At 64.3% G+C, this 15,785-nt stretch carries 16 protein-coding genes; 11 read left to right on the forward strand and 5 right to left on the reverse strand.

Annotated elements, in window-relative coordinates; all coding sequences use genetic code 11:
* The first annotated feature begins 15 nt into the window (after positions 1–15).
* Positions 16–1,002 (forward strand): LLM class flavin-dependent oxidoreductase, encoded by a 987-nt coding sequence (locus AC56LU_RS16885; protein WP_497176773.1) that lies wholly within the window; start codon positions 16–18, stop codon positions 1,000–1,002.
* Positions 1,003–1,228: 226 nt separating this feature from the next.
* On the opposite strand, the gene AC56LU_RS16890 is transcribed toward AC56LU_RS16885, so the two are convergent.
* Entirely contained in the window at positions 1,229–1,819 is a 591-nt protein-coding gene (locus AC56LU_RS16890) for an isochorismatase family protein (RefSeq protein ID WP_497176774.1), read from the reverse strand.
* A gap of 112 nt (positions 1,820–1,931) precedes the next feature.
* Between AC56LU_RS16890 and AC56LU_RS16895 the strand changes: the two genes are divergently transcribed.
* On the forward strand, positions 1,932–2,999 hold the full coding sequence (locus AC56LU_RS16895) for a serine hydrolase domain-containing protein (RefSeq protein ID WP_497176775.1): 1,068 nt from the start codon (positions 1,932–1,934) through the stop codon (positions 2,997–2,999).
* A 4-nt stretch (positions 3,000–3,003) separates the two neighbouring features.
* Here AC56LU_RS16895 and AC56LU_RS16900 read toward each other — a convergent pair whose 3' ends face one another.
* On the reverse strand, positions 3,004–5,802 hold the full coding sequence (locus AC56LU_RS16900) for a M16 family metallopeptidase (protein WP_497176776.1): 2,799 nt from the start codon (positions 5,800–5,802) through the stop codon (positions 3,004–3,006).
* 126 nt (positions 5,803–5,928) lie between these two features.
* Positions 5,929–7,086, reverse strand: coding sequence for a PQQ-dependent sugar dehydrogenase (locus AC56LU_RS16905; RefSeq protein ID WP_497176777.1), 1,158 nt, complete (start codon positions 7,084–7,086; stop codon positions 5,929–5,931).
* Positions 7,087–7,222: 136 nt separating this feature from the next.
* Here AC56LU_RS16905 and mepK point away from each other — a divergent pair, with 136 nt between their 5' ends.
* The 4 genes from mepK (at position 7,223) to AC56LU_RS16925 (ending at position 9,877) form a co-directional block, all read left to right on the forward strand.
* The gene (mepK, locus tag AC56LU_RS16910; protein WP_497176778.1) at positions 7,223–7,762 is read left to right on the forward strand and encodes a peptidoglycan L,D-endopeptidase MepK; all 540 of its coding nucleotides are present in this window, start codon (positions 7,223–7,225) and stop codon (positions 7,760–7,762) included.
* Positions 7,763–7,766: 4 nt separating this feature from the next.
* Complete coding sequence (locus AC56LU_RS16915) at positions 7,767–8,573, forward strand: hypothetical protein (protein ID WP_497176779.1); 807 nt, start codon at positions 7,767–7,769, stop codon at positions 8,571–8,573.
* Positions 8,570–8,878, forward strand: coding sequence for a hypothetical protein (locus AC56LU_RS16920; RefSeq protein WP_497176780.1), 309 nt, complete (start codon positions 8,570–8,572; stop codon positions 8,876–8,878). The genes AC56LU_RS16915 and AC56LU_RS16920 overlap by 4 nt, the downstream gene beginning before the upstream one ends.
* A gap of 435 nt (positions 8,879–9,313) precedes the next feature.
* Complete coding sequence (locus AC56LU_RS16925) at positions 9,314–9,877, forward strand: PEP-CTERM sorting domain-containing protein (RefSeq protein WP_497176781.1); 564 nt, start codon at positions 9,314–9,316, stop codon at positions 9,875–9,877.
* A gap of 116 nt (positions 9,878–9,993) precedes the next feature.
* Here AC56LU_RS16925 and AC56LU_RS16930 read toward each other — a convergent pair whose 3' ends face one another.
* Together AC56LU_RS16930 and AC56LU_RS16935 are read right to left on the reverse strand one after the other, a co-directional pair.
* Positions 9,994–10,185 (reverse strand): type II toxin-antitoxin system antitoxin, encoded by a 192-nt coding sequence (locus tag AC56LU_RS16930; RefSeq protein ID WP_497176782.1) that lies wholly within the window; start codon positions 10,183–10,185, stop codon positions 9,994–9,996.
* Positions 10,186–10,197: 12 nt separating this feature from the next.
* Positions 10,198–11,094 (reverse strand): SPFH domain-containing protein, encoded by an 897-nt coding sequence (locus AC56LU_RS16935; RefSeq protein WP_497176783.1) that lies wholly within the window; start codon positions 11,092–11,094, stop codon positions 10,198–10,200.
* A gap of 143 nt (positions 11,095–11,237) precedes the next feature.
* Between AC56LU_RS16935 and AC56LU_RS16940 the strand changes: the two genes are divergently transcribed.
* The 5 genes from AC56LU_RS16940 to AC56LU_RS16960 all read left to right on the forward strand — a co-directional run bounded on the left by AC56LU_RS16940 (position 11,238) and on the right by AC56LU_RS16960 (position 15,783).
* Positions 11,238–12,551, forward strand: a complete 1,314-nt coding sequence (locus AC56LU_RS16940) for a M20/M25/M40 family metallo-hydrolase (RefSeq protein ID WP_497176784.1) — start codon at positions 11,238–11,240, stop codon at positions 12,549–12,551.
* A gap of 122 nt (positions 12,552–12,673) precedes the next feature.
* Positions 12,674–14,107: a PQQ-dependent sugar dehydrogenase gene (locus AC56LU_RS16945; RefSeq protein WP_497176785.1), complete on the forward strand. Its 1,434-nt coding sequence runs from the start codon at positions 12,674–12,676 to the stop codon at positions 14,105–14,107.
* A 16-nt stretch (positions 14,108–14,123) separates the two neighbouring features.
* Entirely contained in the window at positions 14,124–14,567 is a 444-nt protein-coding gene (locus AC56LU_RS16950) for a thioesterase family protein (protein WP_497176786.1), read from the forward strand.
* A 113-nt stretch (positions 14,568–14,680) separates the two neighbouring features.
* Positions 14,681–15,274, forward strand: coding sequence for an RNA polymerase sigma factor (locus tag AC56LU_RS16955; protein ID WP_497176787.1), 594 nt, complete (start codon positions 14,681–14,683; stop codon positions 15,272–15,274).
* An 11-nt stretch (positions 15,275–15,285) separates the two neighbouring features.
* On the forward strand, positions 15,286–15,783 hold the full coding sequence (locus tag AC56LU_RS16960; RefSeq protein ID WP_497176788.1) for a hypothetical protein: 498 nt from the start codon (positions 15,286–15,288) through the stop codon (positions 15,781–15,783).
* Positions 15,784–15,785: the final 2 nt, after the last annotated feature.

Consider the following 15,785-nt stretch of genomic DNA (forward strand, 5'->3'; position numbering starts at 1 on the left):
GCGTATGATAAATGGATGATTCCATTCTCAATCCTCGACCTCTCGCCCATCGTCGAAGGCAGCGATGCGGCAACTTCTTTCCAACGTTCACTAGACCTCGCCCAGCATGGCGAGCGCTGGGGCTATCACCGTTTCTGGCTGGCGGAACACCACGGCATGCCGGGCATTGCCAGCGCCGCCACCGCGGTGCTGATCGGCCACGTGGCCGCCGGCACCAGCAGCATCCGTGTCGGCGCCGGCGGCATCATGCTGCCGAATCACTCTCCGCTGGTGATCGCCGAGCAGTTCGGCACGCTCGCATCGCTGTACCCGGGACGCATCGACCTCGGCCTGGGCCGCGCGCCGGGCTCGGACCACACCACCGCGCGCGCCCTGCGCCGCAACCTGGCCTCGGATGCCGACGAGTTCCCGCAGGACGTGGTCGAGCTGATGGACTACTTCGCCGACGCCCCGCGACGCCAGGTACGTGCGGTGCCGGGTGCGGGCCTGGACGTGCCGGTCTGGATCCTCGGTTCGAGCCTGTTCGGCGCCCAGCTGGCGGCGGCGCTCGGCCTGCCGTATGCGTTCGCCTCGCACTTTGCGCCGCAGATGATGATGCAGGCGATCGAGATGTACCGCTCGACCTTCCGGCCTTCGAAGCAGCTCGACAAGCCCTACGTGATGCTCGGCTTTAACGTGTTTGCGGCCGACACCGACGCCGAAGCGCAGCTGGCGGCGACCTCGATGCAGCAGGCCTTCGTGAGCCTGCGCAGCGGCCGTCCGGGCAAGCTGCAGCCGCCCGTGCCGGGTTACCTGGAAAGCCTGGGTACGGCCGAGCGCATGATGCTCGATAGTGTGCTGTCCTGCACCGCGATCGGTGCGCCGGCCACGGTGGAAAGCCAGCTGCGCAGCTTCATCGCGCGCACCAAACCGGACGAGCTGATGATCACCTCGCAGATCTTCGACCACGCGGCGCGGCTGCGCGCGTACGAGATCACGGCCGAGATCCACCGCAAAGGCTGATGTACCCGTAGGGTGGGCGGCTTTACCTGACCGGTTGGGACGTCGTGTCGTAAATGCCGCCCACGCGTTCAAATCCCCGTAGAGCAGCCGGGACGGCTATTCACATTGCGCTTGACCGCGTGGGCGGCGGGGTTGTCACAGGCTGATCCAATTGCCGGGCGGAGCCGACCACCCTACGTGCCTCGGTAATGCATACGCCACCGATATCGCCCGGCGCCGCGGTCATTCACGCGTCGCCGGTCCCCGCCTGCAGCATATCGATCACGGCCCGCGTCGAGCGTACCCTGCCCATGCGCGGGAAGATGTGCTTGCATGCGAAGCGGTGCGCCTCGGCATCGAAGCTGCTCATCGCGTCTTCCACGAACACCAGCTTGTAGTTGCGGTCGAAGGCCGCGCGGGCCGTCGATTCGACGCCGAAGTTGGTCGCGATGCCGCCCAATACCAGGGTGTCGATGCCGCGCCGCCGCAGCAGCTGATCGAGTTCGGTGCCGTAGAAGGCGCCCCACTGGCGCTTGGCGACCACGATATCGGTCGCCTCCACGCCCGCCATCGCGGACAGCTCCGAGGCGTCGTAGGGCGGCGCCGCGGCGCCGGGCGCACGCATCGGTGCGTCGGCCAGGGGCGTGGACAGCTCGTTCAGCAATACCCGCACATAAACGATCATCGCCCCGCGGCCGCGCATTTCCTGCGCCAGCAACACGCAGCTGCCCACGGCCTGCTCGGCGGTATAGGGCGCCAGATCGCGGCCGACATTGCTGTTTTGCAAGTCAATCAGCACCAGCGCCGTGCGCGCCAGGTTCAGGGATGGTTCAGTCATGGCATTCTCCTGCTGCGGCGTTCCTGTGAAGTAAGCGCGTCCAGTATTCCCGAATCGCGCCCAGTCCGGCGCACACCGCTACAATGCGCTGAACCCTCTTTCTGGAGCAAGCATGCAACGTCGCCAGTTCATCCGCCTTTCCTCGCTCGCAGCAAGCGCCGCGCTGCTGTCCGGCTGCGCCGCCATTGCCAACCTGAGCACCGGCCCCCTGATCGCGCGCCACGTGCCCCCTGACTACAGCGGCGTGGTCGCCGTGCGCAAGGATGCGCGCGCGCCGCTGGTAGTCCACGCCAGCGGCCTGGCGCTGCGCGAAGAGAAGCAGCCCATCACCAAGGACACGCGCTTCCTGGTCGGTTCGATGACGAAATGGATCACCGCCGTCACCGTGCTGCGCCTGGCCGACATGGGCACGCTCGACCTCGACGCACCGATCTCGCGCCACCTGCCGGAACTGCCGGCGGCGAACGGCGCGGTCACGCTGCGCCAGTTGATGTCGAACCGCAGCGGCATTCCCAACGGCCTGGCCGAGGCACTCAAGAAAGACCGGACAGTCGAAAAACTCGAGATCGGGCCGGTCGAGGCAGCCCTGCGCTTCGCCGCGGGGGCGCCGACGTCCGCGCCAGGCGAGCGCTGGGATTATTCATTTACCAATTGGATCCTGGTCGCGGCCGTCGTCGAGCGCGCCCGCAAGGAGCCGTTCACGGAGACCGTGGAAGAACTGGTGCTGGCGCCGAGCGGCGTGAAGGACACTAGCTTCGCCGCCACCGGCTACGAGGACGAGGTGGGCATGGCGGTGGCCTACAACGCCGAGGGCCAGCGCAAGACCTCTTCCGTGCCGCCGATGATCGCGGCCAGCGGCACCCTGTACAGCACGGCCAGCGACCTGGTGAAGATCGCGGATACCGTCTACGCCACCAAGCTGTTGTCGGACAAGGCGCGCAAGGAGCTGTCCACCGTGGTGGTGGCCTCCGAAGACTACGCGCTGGGCGGAAAAGTAAAAACCATCACCACGAAAAAAGGCGCCCGCTCCCTTGCCTGGGAAGCGGGCGCCATCGGCGCCTACAAGACCTTGCTCGCCTACGACCCGGCGGATGGCCGGGCCGTCGTCCTGCTGAACAACACCGACATGCTGCAGTCGGAGCAGGCGAAGATCGCGACCGCGCTGCTGCAGGACATGTGACGCATCACTGCACGGGCTTGCCGTCCACGTCGATCTTCCGCACTTCGCCGATATTCAGCGAACGGATGCCCGACTCGACCTTGCTCATGTCGCCCACCACGACCCACACCAGGCGGTCCGGCGTGAAGCTGCGCGCCGCCAGGGCGTTGGCCTGTTCCGGGCTCAGCGACAGGGCCTTCTGGGTATAGGAGTTGTAGTAGTCGTCCGGCAGGCCGTACTGCACGATGTTGGTATAGGCGCTGGTCAGCTGGCCGGCCGTCTCGAAGCCGCCCGGCAGGCCGAGCGTGTTGTTGGCGACCGCGGCTTGCAGCTCTTCAGCCGCGATCGGCTTGCCGCCCGCGATGTCGCGGTACTCACGCACCAGTTCCTGCAGTGCTTCGCGCGTCTTGTCGGTCTGCACCGGCGACATGCTCATGAACGGACGCTGGCCCAGGGCCGGCTGCAGTTGGCTGTACACGCCATAGGACCAGTGCTTGTCTTCGCGCAGGTTCATGTTGATGCGCGAGCTGAAGGTGCCGCCGAACACGTCGTTGACGATTTCCAGCGGCAGCGCATCCGCATGCTTGCGCGGCACGGCCAGCTGGGAACCGACGATCACGCTCTGCAGCGCGCCCGGACGGTCGACCAGGTACACGACGCTCTTCGCAGGTGCGGCCACATCAGCCAGCACCTTCTTCGGCACCTCGCCCGCACGCCAAGAGGCGAAGGCTTTCTCCAGCATCGGCTTGACCTCGGCCATCGTGGTGTCGCCCACGACCAGCAGGGTCGCGTTGTTCGGCTTGAACCAGGTGGCGTGGTACTGGACCAGGTCATCGCGGCGCATGCGCTGCACCGCCTCTTCGGTACCGGTGCCGGTGAAGGGCTTGGCGTACGGGTGATCCTGGCCGTACAGGATGCTCGGCAGCACGCGCAGGGCCATCGTCTGCGGCACGGTCTTCTCGCGCGCGATGGCGGCCAGGCGGTCCTTCTGCAGGCGCTCGAATTCGTTCTGCGGGAAGGATGGGTTCAGCACCACGTCCGAGTACAGGCTGAGCGCCTGCGGCATGGTGGCCTTGAGCGTGTTCATGAACACGATGCCGCTGTCCAGGTTGGCGCCGGCGCCAAACTGCGCGCCCAGGCCCGCGAATGCTTCTCCGATCTCGAGCGACTTGCGGGTCTTTGTGCCTTCTTCGAGCATGCGCATGGCCAGGCTGGCGACGCCGGGCTTGTCGGCCGCGTCCGACGCGTAGCCGCTGTCCACCAGCAGCTGGAAGTTCACCACCGGCGCGTCATGGCGCTCCGCCAGCACCACCTTCAGGCCGTTCGACAGGGTGGTCTTCTGCATTTCCGGCAGCTTGAGCGCCATCGGCTTGCCGAGCGCCGGCTCCGCGCTGCGGTCCACGCCGGGCTTGGAGGCAGCCAGGCCGGTCGGGTACGGATCGACCTGCAGGACGAAGTCGCCGGTGCTGAGCCAGTCGTTCATGGCTTTCTTCACCGTTGCCGGGGTGGCTGCCTTGATGCGTTCCAGGTAAACCTTGTAGCAGTGCGGGTTGCCGGTGTAGGTCTGGCACGAGGCCAGCAGGTCGCTCTTTCCGCCGAAGCCGCCGACGCGTTCGATCATGCGGGTGTACTGGGCCAGGATGGTGGTCTTGGCCAGGCGCAGTTCGGATTCGGTCGGGCCGTTCTTCATCAGGGCCTGCAGCTCTTCGTCCGCGATGCGCTCCATCCTGGCGACGTCGGCGCCCGGACGCGCGGTCAGGGTGATGTCGAACTGGCCGCCGATTTCCGCGGCGTCGTCGCTGGCGCTCGCGCTGGTGGCCAGCTGGTCCTTGTACACCAGCCGCTTGTACAGGCGCGAGGTCTTGCCGCCGCCCAGCACCAGGGCCGCCAGGTCGAGCTGCGCTTCTTCCGGCGTGTGCGCGCCCGGCACATTCCAGGTGCGATAGATGCGCGACTGCGGCACGCGGTCCTGCGCCACCGTGCGGTGGGTGCCGGTACGCTTGGCGATCCAGGCGTCGTGCTTGGCCAGCGGCGGGCCCGGAGGAATGTGGCCGTAGTACTGTTCGACCTTCTGGCGCGCCACTTCAGGGGTGATGTCGCCGGACAGCACCAGCACGGTGTTGTTCGGGCCGTAGTTGGTCTTGAACCAGTCCTGCACATCGGTCATCGTGGCCGCGTCCAGGTCTTCCATCTTGCCGATCACGGTCCAGGAATACGGGTGGCCGACCGGATAGGTATTGGTCACCAGCAGCTCGTAAGCCAGGCCGTAGGGCTGATTCTCGCGTTGGCGCTTCTCGTTCTGCACGACGCCGCGCTGCAGGTCGAGCTTCTTCTTGTCGACGGTGCCGAGCAGGTGGCCCATGCGGTCGCTCTCGGCGAACAGCGCGTAGTCCAGCATCGAGGTCGGCACGTTCTGGAAGTAGTTGGTGCGGTCCTGGTTGGTAGTCCCGTTCAGGTCGGTTGCGCCGATGCCTTCCATGGCATTCAGGTAGGTCTTCTTGAAGTTGTCGCTGCCGCTGAACATCAGGTGTTCGAACAGGTGCGCGAAGCCGGTCTTGCCGACTTTTTCATTCTTGGACCCGACGTGGTACCAGGTGTTGATCGCCACCACCGGCGTCTTGTGGTCTTCGTGCACCAGCACCGTCAGCCCGTTCTTCAAGGTGAACCTGGTGTACTTGACGTCGGGGATCGGGATGTCCGGCGTGCTGGCCGAGGATTTACCCGAGGCCGTGGCCGCGCTGGCGGTGGGAATGGTATTCAATGCGCCAGTGGCGAGCGCGAGCGCTACGGCCAGGCGGAGACTGTGACGAAGAGATTCTGCCATGCTGCTCCTCCAAAGGTAACGGCGGGTTGCCGATCCTTGCATTCTAGGCAGCTTTTGTTATTGCAACATAGTAAAAATTGCGCATGGAGGAAGAATCCATGCGCGGTGCATCAGCTTGTGGATTTTTTACTGCGGTACGATCCGCAGCAGGCTGCCCTTGGCCTCGTCGGTCAGCGCGTACAGCTGCCCGTCCGGCCCCTGGCGCACGTCGCGCACCCGCTTGCCGATCGCCAGGCGTTCCTGCTTCACCACCCTGCCCTGGGCGTCGAAGGCCACGCGGCGGATGTCTTCGGTCGCCAGGCCGCCCGAGAACAGGCTGCCGCGCCAGGCCGGGAAGGCCGGGCCGGTGTACCACGCCAGGCCCGAGGCGCCGGTCGACGGCGTCCACACCACCACCGGCTGCACCATGCCGGCGACCACCCGTTTGCCGACAGGTTCGCGGGTTTTGTAATCCAGTCCATAGCTCTGCAGCGGCCAGCCGTAGTTCTTGCCGCCTTCGATGACATTGATCTCGTCGCCGCCGCGCGGGCCGTGCTCGCTGGCCCACACGCGGCCGTTCGGGTCGACCACGATGCCCTGGATGTTGCGGTGGCCGATGCTCCACAACTCGGGCAGCGCGCCCTGCTGCGCCGCCAGCGGATTGCCCGGCGCCGCCTTGCCTTCCGCGGTAAGGCGCAGGATCGAACCGTTGTGGCTCTTGACGTTCTGGGCCTGGTCGCGCGCCAGCATGCCGCCCACGCGCGCGGGCGGGTTGCCGCCGTCGCCGATGCTCATCACGATCGTCCCGTCCTTCATGAAGGCGATGCGCGAGCCGAAGTGCTGGCCGCCGCTCTTCGAGGGCGAGGCCGTGAACAGGGTCTTGATGCCGTGCACGCGCTTGCCGTCGAAGACACCCTGTACCAGCACCGTATGGTTGGCGTCCTCGGTGCCGCCCGCCATGGTCATGTAGACGCGCGGGTTCGGGCCCTTGTCCGCCGGGTGGACGGCGATGTCGAGCAGGCCGCCCTGCCCGCTCGTCACCAGAGCGGGCAAGCCTTCGAGCGCGATGTCCTGGACCCGCTTGCCGTCCACCAGGTGCAGGCTGCCCTTCTTGCCGGTAACCAGCATGCGGCCGTCGGCGAGCCAGGCCATGCCCCAGGGTTGCGGCAGGCTGTCCACGACGGTCTCGACTTTCCAGCCTTTCGCAGCGAGCGGTTCGGCCACCGGTTCGACCTGGGCAAGCGCAAGCGGGCTGAGCGTGAACAAGGCGGCAACAACCGAAGCAATTCGTTGACTACTCGTCATGAAAATATCTCCCAAGATTGGTTAAATCGTTAATAAAGTGGTGTTTTTACCGCATTTTCCAGCATTTTCTCTGCACGTTTAACACAAGAGGCGTAGAATTCACATTTGAGCGAACCAGCCATAAGGATCCCATCCGATGATGCAACGACGCGCATTCCTGAAGTCCTCCCTCCTCCTTGCAGCACCCTCCCTCAGCATTCCAGCACTTGCCAAAACAGCACAACCTGCCTCCGGCGAACGTGTCCTGCGCCTGTATAACACGCACACCGGCGAGAAGCTGAAGACCACGTTCTGGGCAGAAGGCGATTTCATCCCCGATGCGATGAAGGACATCAACAAGGTGCTGCGCGACCACCGCAGCAACAAGATCGCGCAGATGGACCCGGAACTGCTGCTGCTGCTCACCCAGCTCAACGACAAGCTGGACAACAGCCGCGAACTGCACATCATTTCCGGCTACCGTTCGCCGGAATCGAACGCCAAGCTGCACTCCGCCAGCGGCGGTGTCGCCAAGCGCAGCCTGCACATGGACGCGAAGGCGATCGACATTCGCCTGCCGGGCCAGGACCTGAAGATGCTGCACAAGGCAGCCATGTCCCTCAAGGGCGGCGGCGTCGGCTACTACGCCAGCTCGCAGTTCGTCCACATGGACACCGGCCGCGTCCGTTACTGGTGACACCATGATGCGGCTCCCGGTCCGCGTCATGTTCGTCCTGGCCAGCGCAATGTCGCTGGCCGGGCAATCCGCTGCCCTGGCACAAGGCCCGGGGCAGCCGGCGACCGTCAAGGTGCAATCCACCCGCGATCCGGTCGACAAATCCTACAGAAAAATGATCAAGGGCATGGAACGCTTCGCGCGCGAGCGTGAGCTGGCGCCGAACGCGCTCCTGCACTTCCAGCTTTTACCGCGCCTGCCGGGCGTGGACATGCGCGGCGTTACGCTGCGCATTGCCGGCGACAGCGTCAGCGTGCCTGTCGAGGTAGCGCCGGACAACAGCTTCGTCCTGCCAAGAAATGACGTGGCCCTGCGCGAAGACGCGGCCGTGGTGGCCAACCGCAAGACCACCAGCATGACCTGGCGCGCCCGGATCATCACGCCCGGCTTGCCCGCCGGCACCCGCCGCCTGGGCGACATGCGCCTGGAATGCCTGGTCGGGGTCGAGGCCGGCCTGGTGTCGAACAGTTCCCCGCTCTTCGGCTGGATATCGAATGCGCTCACTTCGCCTGAGCAGGTGTGCAACAGCCCGAACGGCAATTACCTGTTCTTCGCCGAGCGGCCGGTGTTCTCGGTGAGCCTGCGCGCCGGCGAGCGCGTGGAAACGCTGCCTTTCAACATGCTGTATGCGGGTGGCGAGCTGAGCAAGGCCGACCTGCAGTTCTGCGACTGCCAGGTCATGCTCGACCGCACCTTCTATGCGCCGATCTGGGACCGGTCCTGGCCGGACGATACGCTGGTGGAGTTCGAGTACATGGAGGATGCGCCATGACGCGGGTGCGGTTGACAAGCCTGTCGACGGCCTTGTGCGCAGCCCTGCTGCTCGCCGGCTGCGCTACCAGCTCTGCGCCGCCGGGAACGCAGGTGGCGGCTGGGCGCTTCCAACAATCTGTCATCCCCGGCTCAACGACCAGGGCGCAATTGCTGGCTGCGTTCGGACCGACGAAGAAAATGGTGTTCGATAGCGGCTATGAGACTTGGGTCTACCAGTCGCCTACAGGCAACGGACGCTTCATGGAATTTGTCGTGCTCATCAACCCTGCAGGCATTGTCACCAAGTCGCGCACGTCACCCTGAATGCGGGTTGATTCCGCGCTTTGTCAGGCGCGCGTGTCGAATTCTCTTACACTGCCTTTTTTTCCAAAATTCCACTGCATCGCCCGCGGCATTACTTATTTCATAAAAATATTCAAGCACAATATTGTCAGGAACTATATCTCAATGCGATGGGCGGAAGCGGGTATTGACGGCAGTAAGAGTAAAAACAAAAAATAAGTTGCACCACTCAAATATAAATAATTGCCATGTGGTAAATGTGAAATTTCAACTGGAAAATCTCAATGAAGTTTTGTTAAATGTGTTATTTTTTAACTTAACAATTAATGTCGGATTTGATTACACTTTTATTCAATTATCCTGCATAGCATGCTTATCTCTTTGATTTATAAGACGTATTTACTGTGGTACGAATTATGCTTAGGAGATATTGCCAAAACTTATTTAGGATAATTTATGAAGACCCTGAAATTGATTGCCGCAAGCATCGCTTTCGCCTTAGCATCGACCGCATCTGCTGCCCCGATCCCACTCGACTCTACCTTTAACCCAACCGATGTTCAGCTGAGCGCTAATGGCACCAGTTCGATCAACTTCACCTTCGACATCAACTCGCTGCTGAGCACGAACGGCTACACGCTCGCCGATATCCTTTCGTCGACGCTGAATGTATACCTCTACGACACGAACCAAGGCCAGGAAGCCTATCAAATCGCATTCTCGCTCGCCCTCGGCACCCAGACCGCGTCCGGCAGTGGCAATAACCAAGTCAACAATGGCCAAAACTTCGATATCAAGATGGTCACGTTGCTTCCGAATGCGCTGACCGACCTGAAGGCCGACGGCATCATCAGCGGTTCGATCTCGGCGACGAGCGGCGAGTTCTTCTTTGACAGAGCAATTCTGAGCACCTCGGTCGAACGTGGCCAAGGCGGCACTGGTTCGGTTCCGGAGCCGGCATCGCTGGCCCTTCTGGGCATGGGGCTGCTTGGCTTCATGGCGACCCGTCGCCGCGCCTGATACCCGACTGTACACAACGGCCCGATGGATGATCGGGCCGTTTTCATTGGCGCTGCCGCGTTTCGTATTGATGACTTCGATTGCGAAACAGAGCAATATTTAGTCAGAAATAATTGCTACTCCTCCTCGCCGTCCTTTTGGGTCCTGGTGTCGACATGCTTGATGCCGCGCCTGGCAAGCCCCTCACGCAGCAGGAATTCGATCTCCGCGTTCACGCTGCGCAGGTCGCGCGCGGCGAGACGCTGCAATTCCTCCCACAATGTCGGGTCTATTCGTAGGGGAAACGCTTTTTTGCCAGGGCTTGCCATGCTCGTCGAGTGCTAGTTATAGAGGGTGCCCGTGTTGACGATCGGCTGGGTTTCCTTGTCCGAACACAGCACGACGAGCAGGTTGCTGACCATCGCCGCCTTGCGTTCGTCGTCGAGCTCGACGATGCCGCGCTCGGACAAGCCCTTCAGCGCCGCTTCGACCATGCTCACGGCGCCGTGCACGATCTTGGAGCGGGCACTGATGATCGCCTCGGCCTGCTGGCGACGCAGCATGACCTGGGCAATCTCGGCAGCATATGCCAAATGGGTGAGCTTTGCATCGAGCACCTCCACGCCGGCCGCTTCGAAGCGCGCCTGCAGTTCGCGTTGGAGTGCGTCGGCAACCACGTCCATGCCGGCGCGCAGCGTGGTTTCACCTTCAGGTAAATCCTCGCCTTCGTCGTAGGCATATTGCGACGCCAGGTGACGCAGCGCGGCTTCGGCCTGGATCGACACATAGCGTTCAAAGTCGTCCACCTCGAATACGGCCTGGGCGGTGTCGCGCACGCGCCAGACGACGGCCGCGCTGATCTCGACCGGGTTGCCGCGCTTGTCGTTGACCTTGAGCGTCGGCGCATTGAAATTGCGGGCGCGCAGCGACAGCCGGCGCTTGACGTACAGGGGGAACGCCCAGCGCAGGCCTTCGTTGCGGTCGGTGCCGATGTACTTGCCGAACAGGGTGAGGATCGCGCTCTCGTTCGGCTGGAGCATGAACAGGCCGGCCAGGCACACGACACCGGCCAGCCCCATCAGGAAACTGCCCATGATGGCGGGGAAGCCATCCGTCGTATCGACCCCGGTTGCAAAGAGGTAGACGGCGCCCAGCAGCAAAACGATCCCGGCACCGGCTGCCAAGTAGCCATTTGCGGACGAAAACGCTTTCTCGTGGCGAGTGTGTGCTGTATTCATGTTTGTCTCCTCCGTGGCAGTAACATCAAAGTGATATCACTTTAAGATCACCTAAAATTAATGTCAAGCAATTTTGGCAAGGGCATTGTTGACCTCCGCCAGGAATAGTAAAGTCCTGGTCTTCACCACGCCAGGATGCCGACATGCCGCGCCCGTTTTCCCTTTCCTTCATGTTGCCAGCCCTGTTGACCACCCTGCTCGCCACCACCGCCCAGGCCCAGAACCTGTCGCCTACCGAGCAGCGCATCGCCGACGAGGTCAAGGCCTGGCAGCTTGATGCGATCAAGCTGCTCGAGCGTAGCGCGCGCATCAACAGCGGCACCTTCAACCTGCCCGGCGTGCGCGCCGTGGGCGAGGTCTATCGCAAGGAACTGGAGGCACTCGGCTTCAAGACCGCATGGATCGACATGCCGCGCGAGATGGGGCGCGCCGGCCATCTCGTCGCCAACCGGACGGGCAAGCAAGGAAAGCGGCTGCTCCTGCTCGGCCACCTCGACACCGTGTTCGAACCCGACGCCCCCGCCCCGTTGTGGGAACGGGAGAACGACAGCACGGCGCGCGGCCAGGGCGTCGCCGACATGAAGGGCGGCAACGTGGTCGCGATCGCCGCCCTGCGCGCGCTGCACCGGGCGGGCGCGCTCGACGGCGCCACGATCACCGTCGTCTTCACGGGCGACGAGGAAGAAGCCGGCCACCCGCGCGAGGTGTCGCGCCGCGACATGGTCGAGCTGGCCAAGCTCAGCGACGTGGCGCTCAGCTTCGAAGGCGCCGTCAGCGGGCCGGACGGCCAGCCGATGGCGACGGTGGGACGCCGCGCCACCGCCTTCTTCGACCTCGACGTCAAGGGCCGGCAGGGTCATTCTTCCAGCGTGTTCGGCCGTTCAGGCTACGGCGCCGTGTACGAGGCCGCACGCATCCTCGACGGCTTCCGCCAGCAGGTGGTCGAGCCGGGCCTGAGCTTCAATCCGGGCGTGATCCTGGGCGGCACCGACGTCAGTATCGATGAAGCCAATTCCAGGGGCACGGCTGCCGGCAAGACCAATGTCGTCGCCAATACGGTGACCGTGCGCGGCGACCTGCGCTACCTCGACTATGCCCAGCGCGACCGCGCCCACGCGCGCATGCGCGAGATCGTCGCCCGGAGCCTGCCCGGCGCCAGCGCCAGCATTACCTTCCGCGACTCCTATCCGCCGATGGCGGTCACGCCCGGCAACCTGAAGCTGCTCGCACTGTATTCGCAGGCCAGCCAGGATGCAGGCCTGGGCACGGTGGGCGCGGTGCCGGCGACCGCGCGCGGCGCCGGCGACATCCAGTTCGTGGCGCCCATCGTCGACAGCCTCGACGGCCTGGGCGCGAGCGGCGGCGCGGCGCATTCGCCGGACGAACGTGTGGACCTGACGTCGCTGGAGCGTTCGGCGATCCGCGCCGCACTGTTGATGTACCGCCTGACGAGATAGGCACCCCGCACGGCTGGCGAATTCCAATGGCAAAGCCTGCCGGTTCGCTGCACAATGCGAGTACCGATGTGCCGAGGACAAGTGGAAAACCGGAGGCAGCCATGCGTACGTGGGCGATGTGTATGATCGTTGTTTGCTTCTGCTTGAGCGCCTGCGGCGGCGGCGGCGGCAACCCCGGCACGACGGGCCCGACCACACCGCCACCACCAGCCGCCACCACCGGCGCGCTGGCGCTCACCACCAGCGGCCTGCCCACGGGCGTGAACGCCTCGGTGCGCATCAACGGCCCCTCCAACTACCAGCAAGACCTGCTTGGCACGCAAACCCTGTCGGGCCTGGCGCCCGGCAGCTACAACCTCGCCGCGGCGCCCGTCACCGCCGGCGGCATCACCTACACGCCCTCGCCCGCCACCCAGAGCGCGGTCGTCAGTGCCGGCGTCACCGCCAGCGTCACCGTGGCCTATGCCAGTGCCCCGGTGAACATCACGCTGAGCGAGGTGGTGGTCAACCTCGACAACCCGACCTACCTCACCGCGCCGCCGGGCGACACGCGCCTGTTCATCGTCGAGCGGGCGGGACGCATCCGCATTGTCGAGAACGGCACTACGCGCAGCGCACCCTTCCTCGATATCAGCGGCCTGGTCTTCACGGGCGGCGAAGGCGGCCTGCTGTCGATGGCGTTCGACCCACAATTTTCCAACAACCGCTACTTCTACGTCTACTACACCGACCCGCAGCAGAACATCGTGATCGAGCGCTTCAGCGCCGGCGCCAATCCCAACCTGGCCGACCCGACCTCAGGCCTCGTCATCCTGCGCATCCCGCACCCGGGCTTCACCAACCATTTCGGCGGCCAGGTGGCCTTCGGCCCGGACGGCAACCTTTACCTCGGCACCGGCGACGGCGGCGGTGCGGGCGACCCCAACCGCAACGCGCAAAACCTGAATTCCCTGCTCGGCAAGCTGCTGCGGATCGACGTGCGCAATGCCAGCGCCACGCAGCCCTACGCGATCCCGGCCGGCAATCCCTATGCCAACCAGGCCGGCCGGCGCGCCGAGATCTGGGCCGCCGGGCTGCGCAACCCGTGGCGCTTCAGTTTCGACGGCAGCCAGCTCTACCTGAGCGACGTCGGACAGGACCAGCGCGAAGAGGTCAACATCGGCGCCGCCAATGCGGCTGGGCTCAACTACGGCTGGAACACGATGGAAGGCACGCTGTGCTACAACGCCGCCACCTGCGAGCGCAGCGGCCTGACCCTGCCCGCCTTCGAGTACGAGCACGGGACCAACGACACCAATGGCTGCTCGATTACCGGCGGCTTCGTCTACCGGGGCAGCGCGATTCCCGGGCTGCAAGGACGCTATTTCTACTCGGACTTCTGCCGCGGCTTCCTGAAAAGCTTCCTGGCCGGCGCCGGCGCCGTCACCGAGCAGCGCGACTGGGAGGCAGGCAGCATCGGCAACGTGCTGTCCTTCGGGCAGGACGGACAGGGTGAGTTGTACCTCATGACGTCGCGCGGGATCGTCTATAGAATAAGTCGTTCGACCACTCCCTAGGCCTTAGAATAGAGAAATGGCACGCTTACAACTCTCCTTCCCCGAAGACCAGTTCTGTTATTCCACCCCGATGTCGGTGCGCGTCACCGACATCAATGCCGGCAACCACCTCGGCAACGACTCGATGATCTCCATGATCTCCGAGGCGCGGGCGCGCTTCCTGTTCGAGTTCGGCGTCGCTGAAACCGAGCGCGACGGTACCGGCATCATCGTCACCGACCTGGCCACCACCTACCGCGCCGAGGCGCATGCGCGCGACCAGCTGCTGTTCGAAGTGGGGGTCATGGACTTCAACAAATACGGCGGCGACATCATCTTCCGCATCACCCGTCCGCGCGACCGCAAGCTGATCGCCATGGCCAAGTCGGGCTTCGTCTTCTTCAACTACAAGACCAGCCAGGTCGTAATGATGCCGGAAGAATTCCGCAGCAAGTTCGACCGGGTGAACTGGATCGACTGAGAAGTTCGGGCAGGCCGATTTCTTCGGCCGCTCTGCGCATGGTTCTTCACCGGTTCCAAAAATAATTGGAACTTTTCGCTCGCTCGGGCGGAATACGGTGAAAGATGACGACCATGACCGCCAATTTCCTCGATACCGCCGACCACGAACTGCTGCGCCAGACGCATGCCGGCCGCGCCGACGCCTTCACGGCGCTGTACCGGCGCCACCAGGGTCCGCTGTACCGCTACGCGCTGATGCGCTGCGGCGCGCCGGAAATGGCGGCCGATGTGGTGCAGGACGCCTTCATGGGCCTGCTGACCGGGCGCTTCGGCTTCGACCCGCTGCGCGGCCAGCTGCAGCACTTCCTGTTCGGGGTAGCGCGCAATCTGATCCTCAAGCTGGAAGAAGCGCGCCGGCGCCAGGTGGCGCTGCCGGAATCCGACGAGGACAAGGAGCTGGATCTCGATATCACCTGCGAGGGTTCCGGTCCGCTCACCCGCCTGCTGGGCAACGAGGCAGCCGAGGAGGTACGGCGCGCACTCAGCCTGCTGCCGCCGCACTACCGCGACGTCGTCATCCTGTTTGAACTGCATGAACTGTCGTACCAGGAGATCGCCGCGATCTGCCAGGTCGACATCGGCACCGTCCGCTCGCGCCTGTCGCGCGGCAGGGCGGCCCTGGCCAAGCGCCTCCAGGCGCATGCCCCTGCATGCCTCGCGAATTGATGGAGTCAATGATGGATACCAAAGACAACCTGGACGCAACCGGTCCCGATCTCGCCCCCTGCTTTGCCGCGCTGCGCAGCGAACTGGCCGGCATCGACACCCCGCGCTGCGTGGAGAAGGAACTGCTGCAAGCCTTTGGGCGGCAGTTCCAGCCCAAGCGCCGCTGGTACCAGGCCCTGAGCCTGCCGCAGTGGGGCACCGCCGGCGCCCTGTGCTCGCTGACGGCCGTGGTCCTGCTGCTGGCACAGTCGCCGCATGACGCGGTGAGCGTGGGTGGCCAGCCGCTGGTCAGCTTCGACAATGGCGGCGCCTTCGTCGCACTCGATTCGCTCGAGCGCATCGAAGCCGAACCGGATGCGCAGCTGGTCGAGGCCGACATGCCGCGCACCGCGCTGGCCTCGCTCGGCGTGCCGGTCAGTCCGGAAAACGCGGCCGACACCGTGCGCGCCGAAATGCTTGTCGCCGCCGACGGCCATCCGCTGGCCGTGCGGCTCAGTTCCACCAACTAGGT

The sequence above is a fragment of the Telluria sp. PB2R4 genome (genome assembly GCF_059685695.1).

Excerpts from the sequence above, each read along its gene's own strand:
- AC56LU_RS16885 (WP_497176773.1), top strand. The coding sequence starts at position 16 with ATGATTCCATTCTCAATCCTCGACCTCTCGCCCATCGTCGAAGGCAGC.
- AC56LU_RS16890 (WP_497176774.1), bottom strand. The coding sequence starts at position 1,819 with ATGACTGAACCATCCCTGAACCTGGCGCGCACGGCGCTGGTGCTGATT.
- AC56LU_RS16895 (WP_497176775.1), top strand. The coding sequence starts at position 1,932 with ATGCAACGTCGCCAGTTCATCCGCCTTTCCTCGCTCGCAGCAAGCGCC.
- AC56LU_RS16900 (WP_497176776.1), bottom strand. The coding sequence starts at position 5,802 with ATGGCAGAATCTCTTCGTCACAGTCTCCGCCTGGCCGTAGCGCTCGCG.
- AC56LU_RS16905 (WP_497176777.1), bottom strand. The coding sequence starts at position 7,086 with ATGACGAGTAGTCAACGAATTGCTTCGGTTGTTGCCGCCTTGTTCACG.
- mepK (WP_497176778.1), top strand. The coding sequence starts at position 7,223 with ATGATGCAACGACGCGCATTCCTGAAGTCCTCCCTCCTCCTTGCAGCA.
- AC56LU_RS16915 (WP_497176779.1), top strand. The coding sequence starts at position 7,767 with ATGATGCGGCTCCCGGTCCGCGTCATGTTCGTCCTGGCCAGCGCAATG.
- AC56LU_RS16920 (WP_497176780.1), top strand. The coding sequence starts at position 8,570 with ATGACGCGGGTGCGGTTGACAAGCCTGTCGACGGCCTTGTGCGCAGCC.
- AC56LU_RS16925 (WP_497176781.1), top strand. The coding sequence starts at position 9,314 with ATGAAGACCCTGAAATTGATTGCCGCAAGCATCGCTTTCGCCTTAGCA.
- AC56LU_RS16930 (WP_497176782.1), bottom strand. The coding sequence starts at position 10,185 with ATGGCAAGCCCTGGCAAAAAAGCGTTTCCCCTACGAATAGACCCGACA.
- AC56LU_RS16935 (WP_497176783.1), bottom strand. The coding sequence starts at position 11,094 with ATGAATACAGCACACACTCGCCACGAGAAAGCGTTTTCGTCCGCAAAT.
- AC56LU_RS16940 (WP_497176784.1), top strand. The coding sequence starts at position 11,238 with ATGCCGCGCCCGTTTTCCCTTTCCTTCATGTTGCCAGCCCTGTTGACC.
- AC56LU_RS16945 (WP_497176785.1), top strand. The coding sequence starts at position 12,674 with ATGATCGTTGTTTGCTTCTGCTTGAGCGCCTGCGGCGGCGGCGGCGGC.
- AC56LU_RS16950 (WP_497176786.1), top strand. The coding sequence starts at position 14,124 with ATGGCACGCTTACAACTCTCCTTCCCCGAAGACCAGTTCTGTTATTCC.
- AC56LU_RS16955 (WP_497176787.1), top strand. The coding sequence starts at position 14,681 with ATGACCGCCAATTTCCTCGATACCGCCGACCACGAACTGCTGCGCCAG.
- AC56LU_RS16960 (WP_497176788.1), top strand. The coding sequence starts at position 15,286 with ATGGATACCAAAGACAACCTGGACGCAACCGGTCCCGATCTCGCCCCC.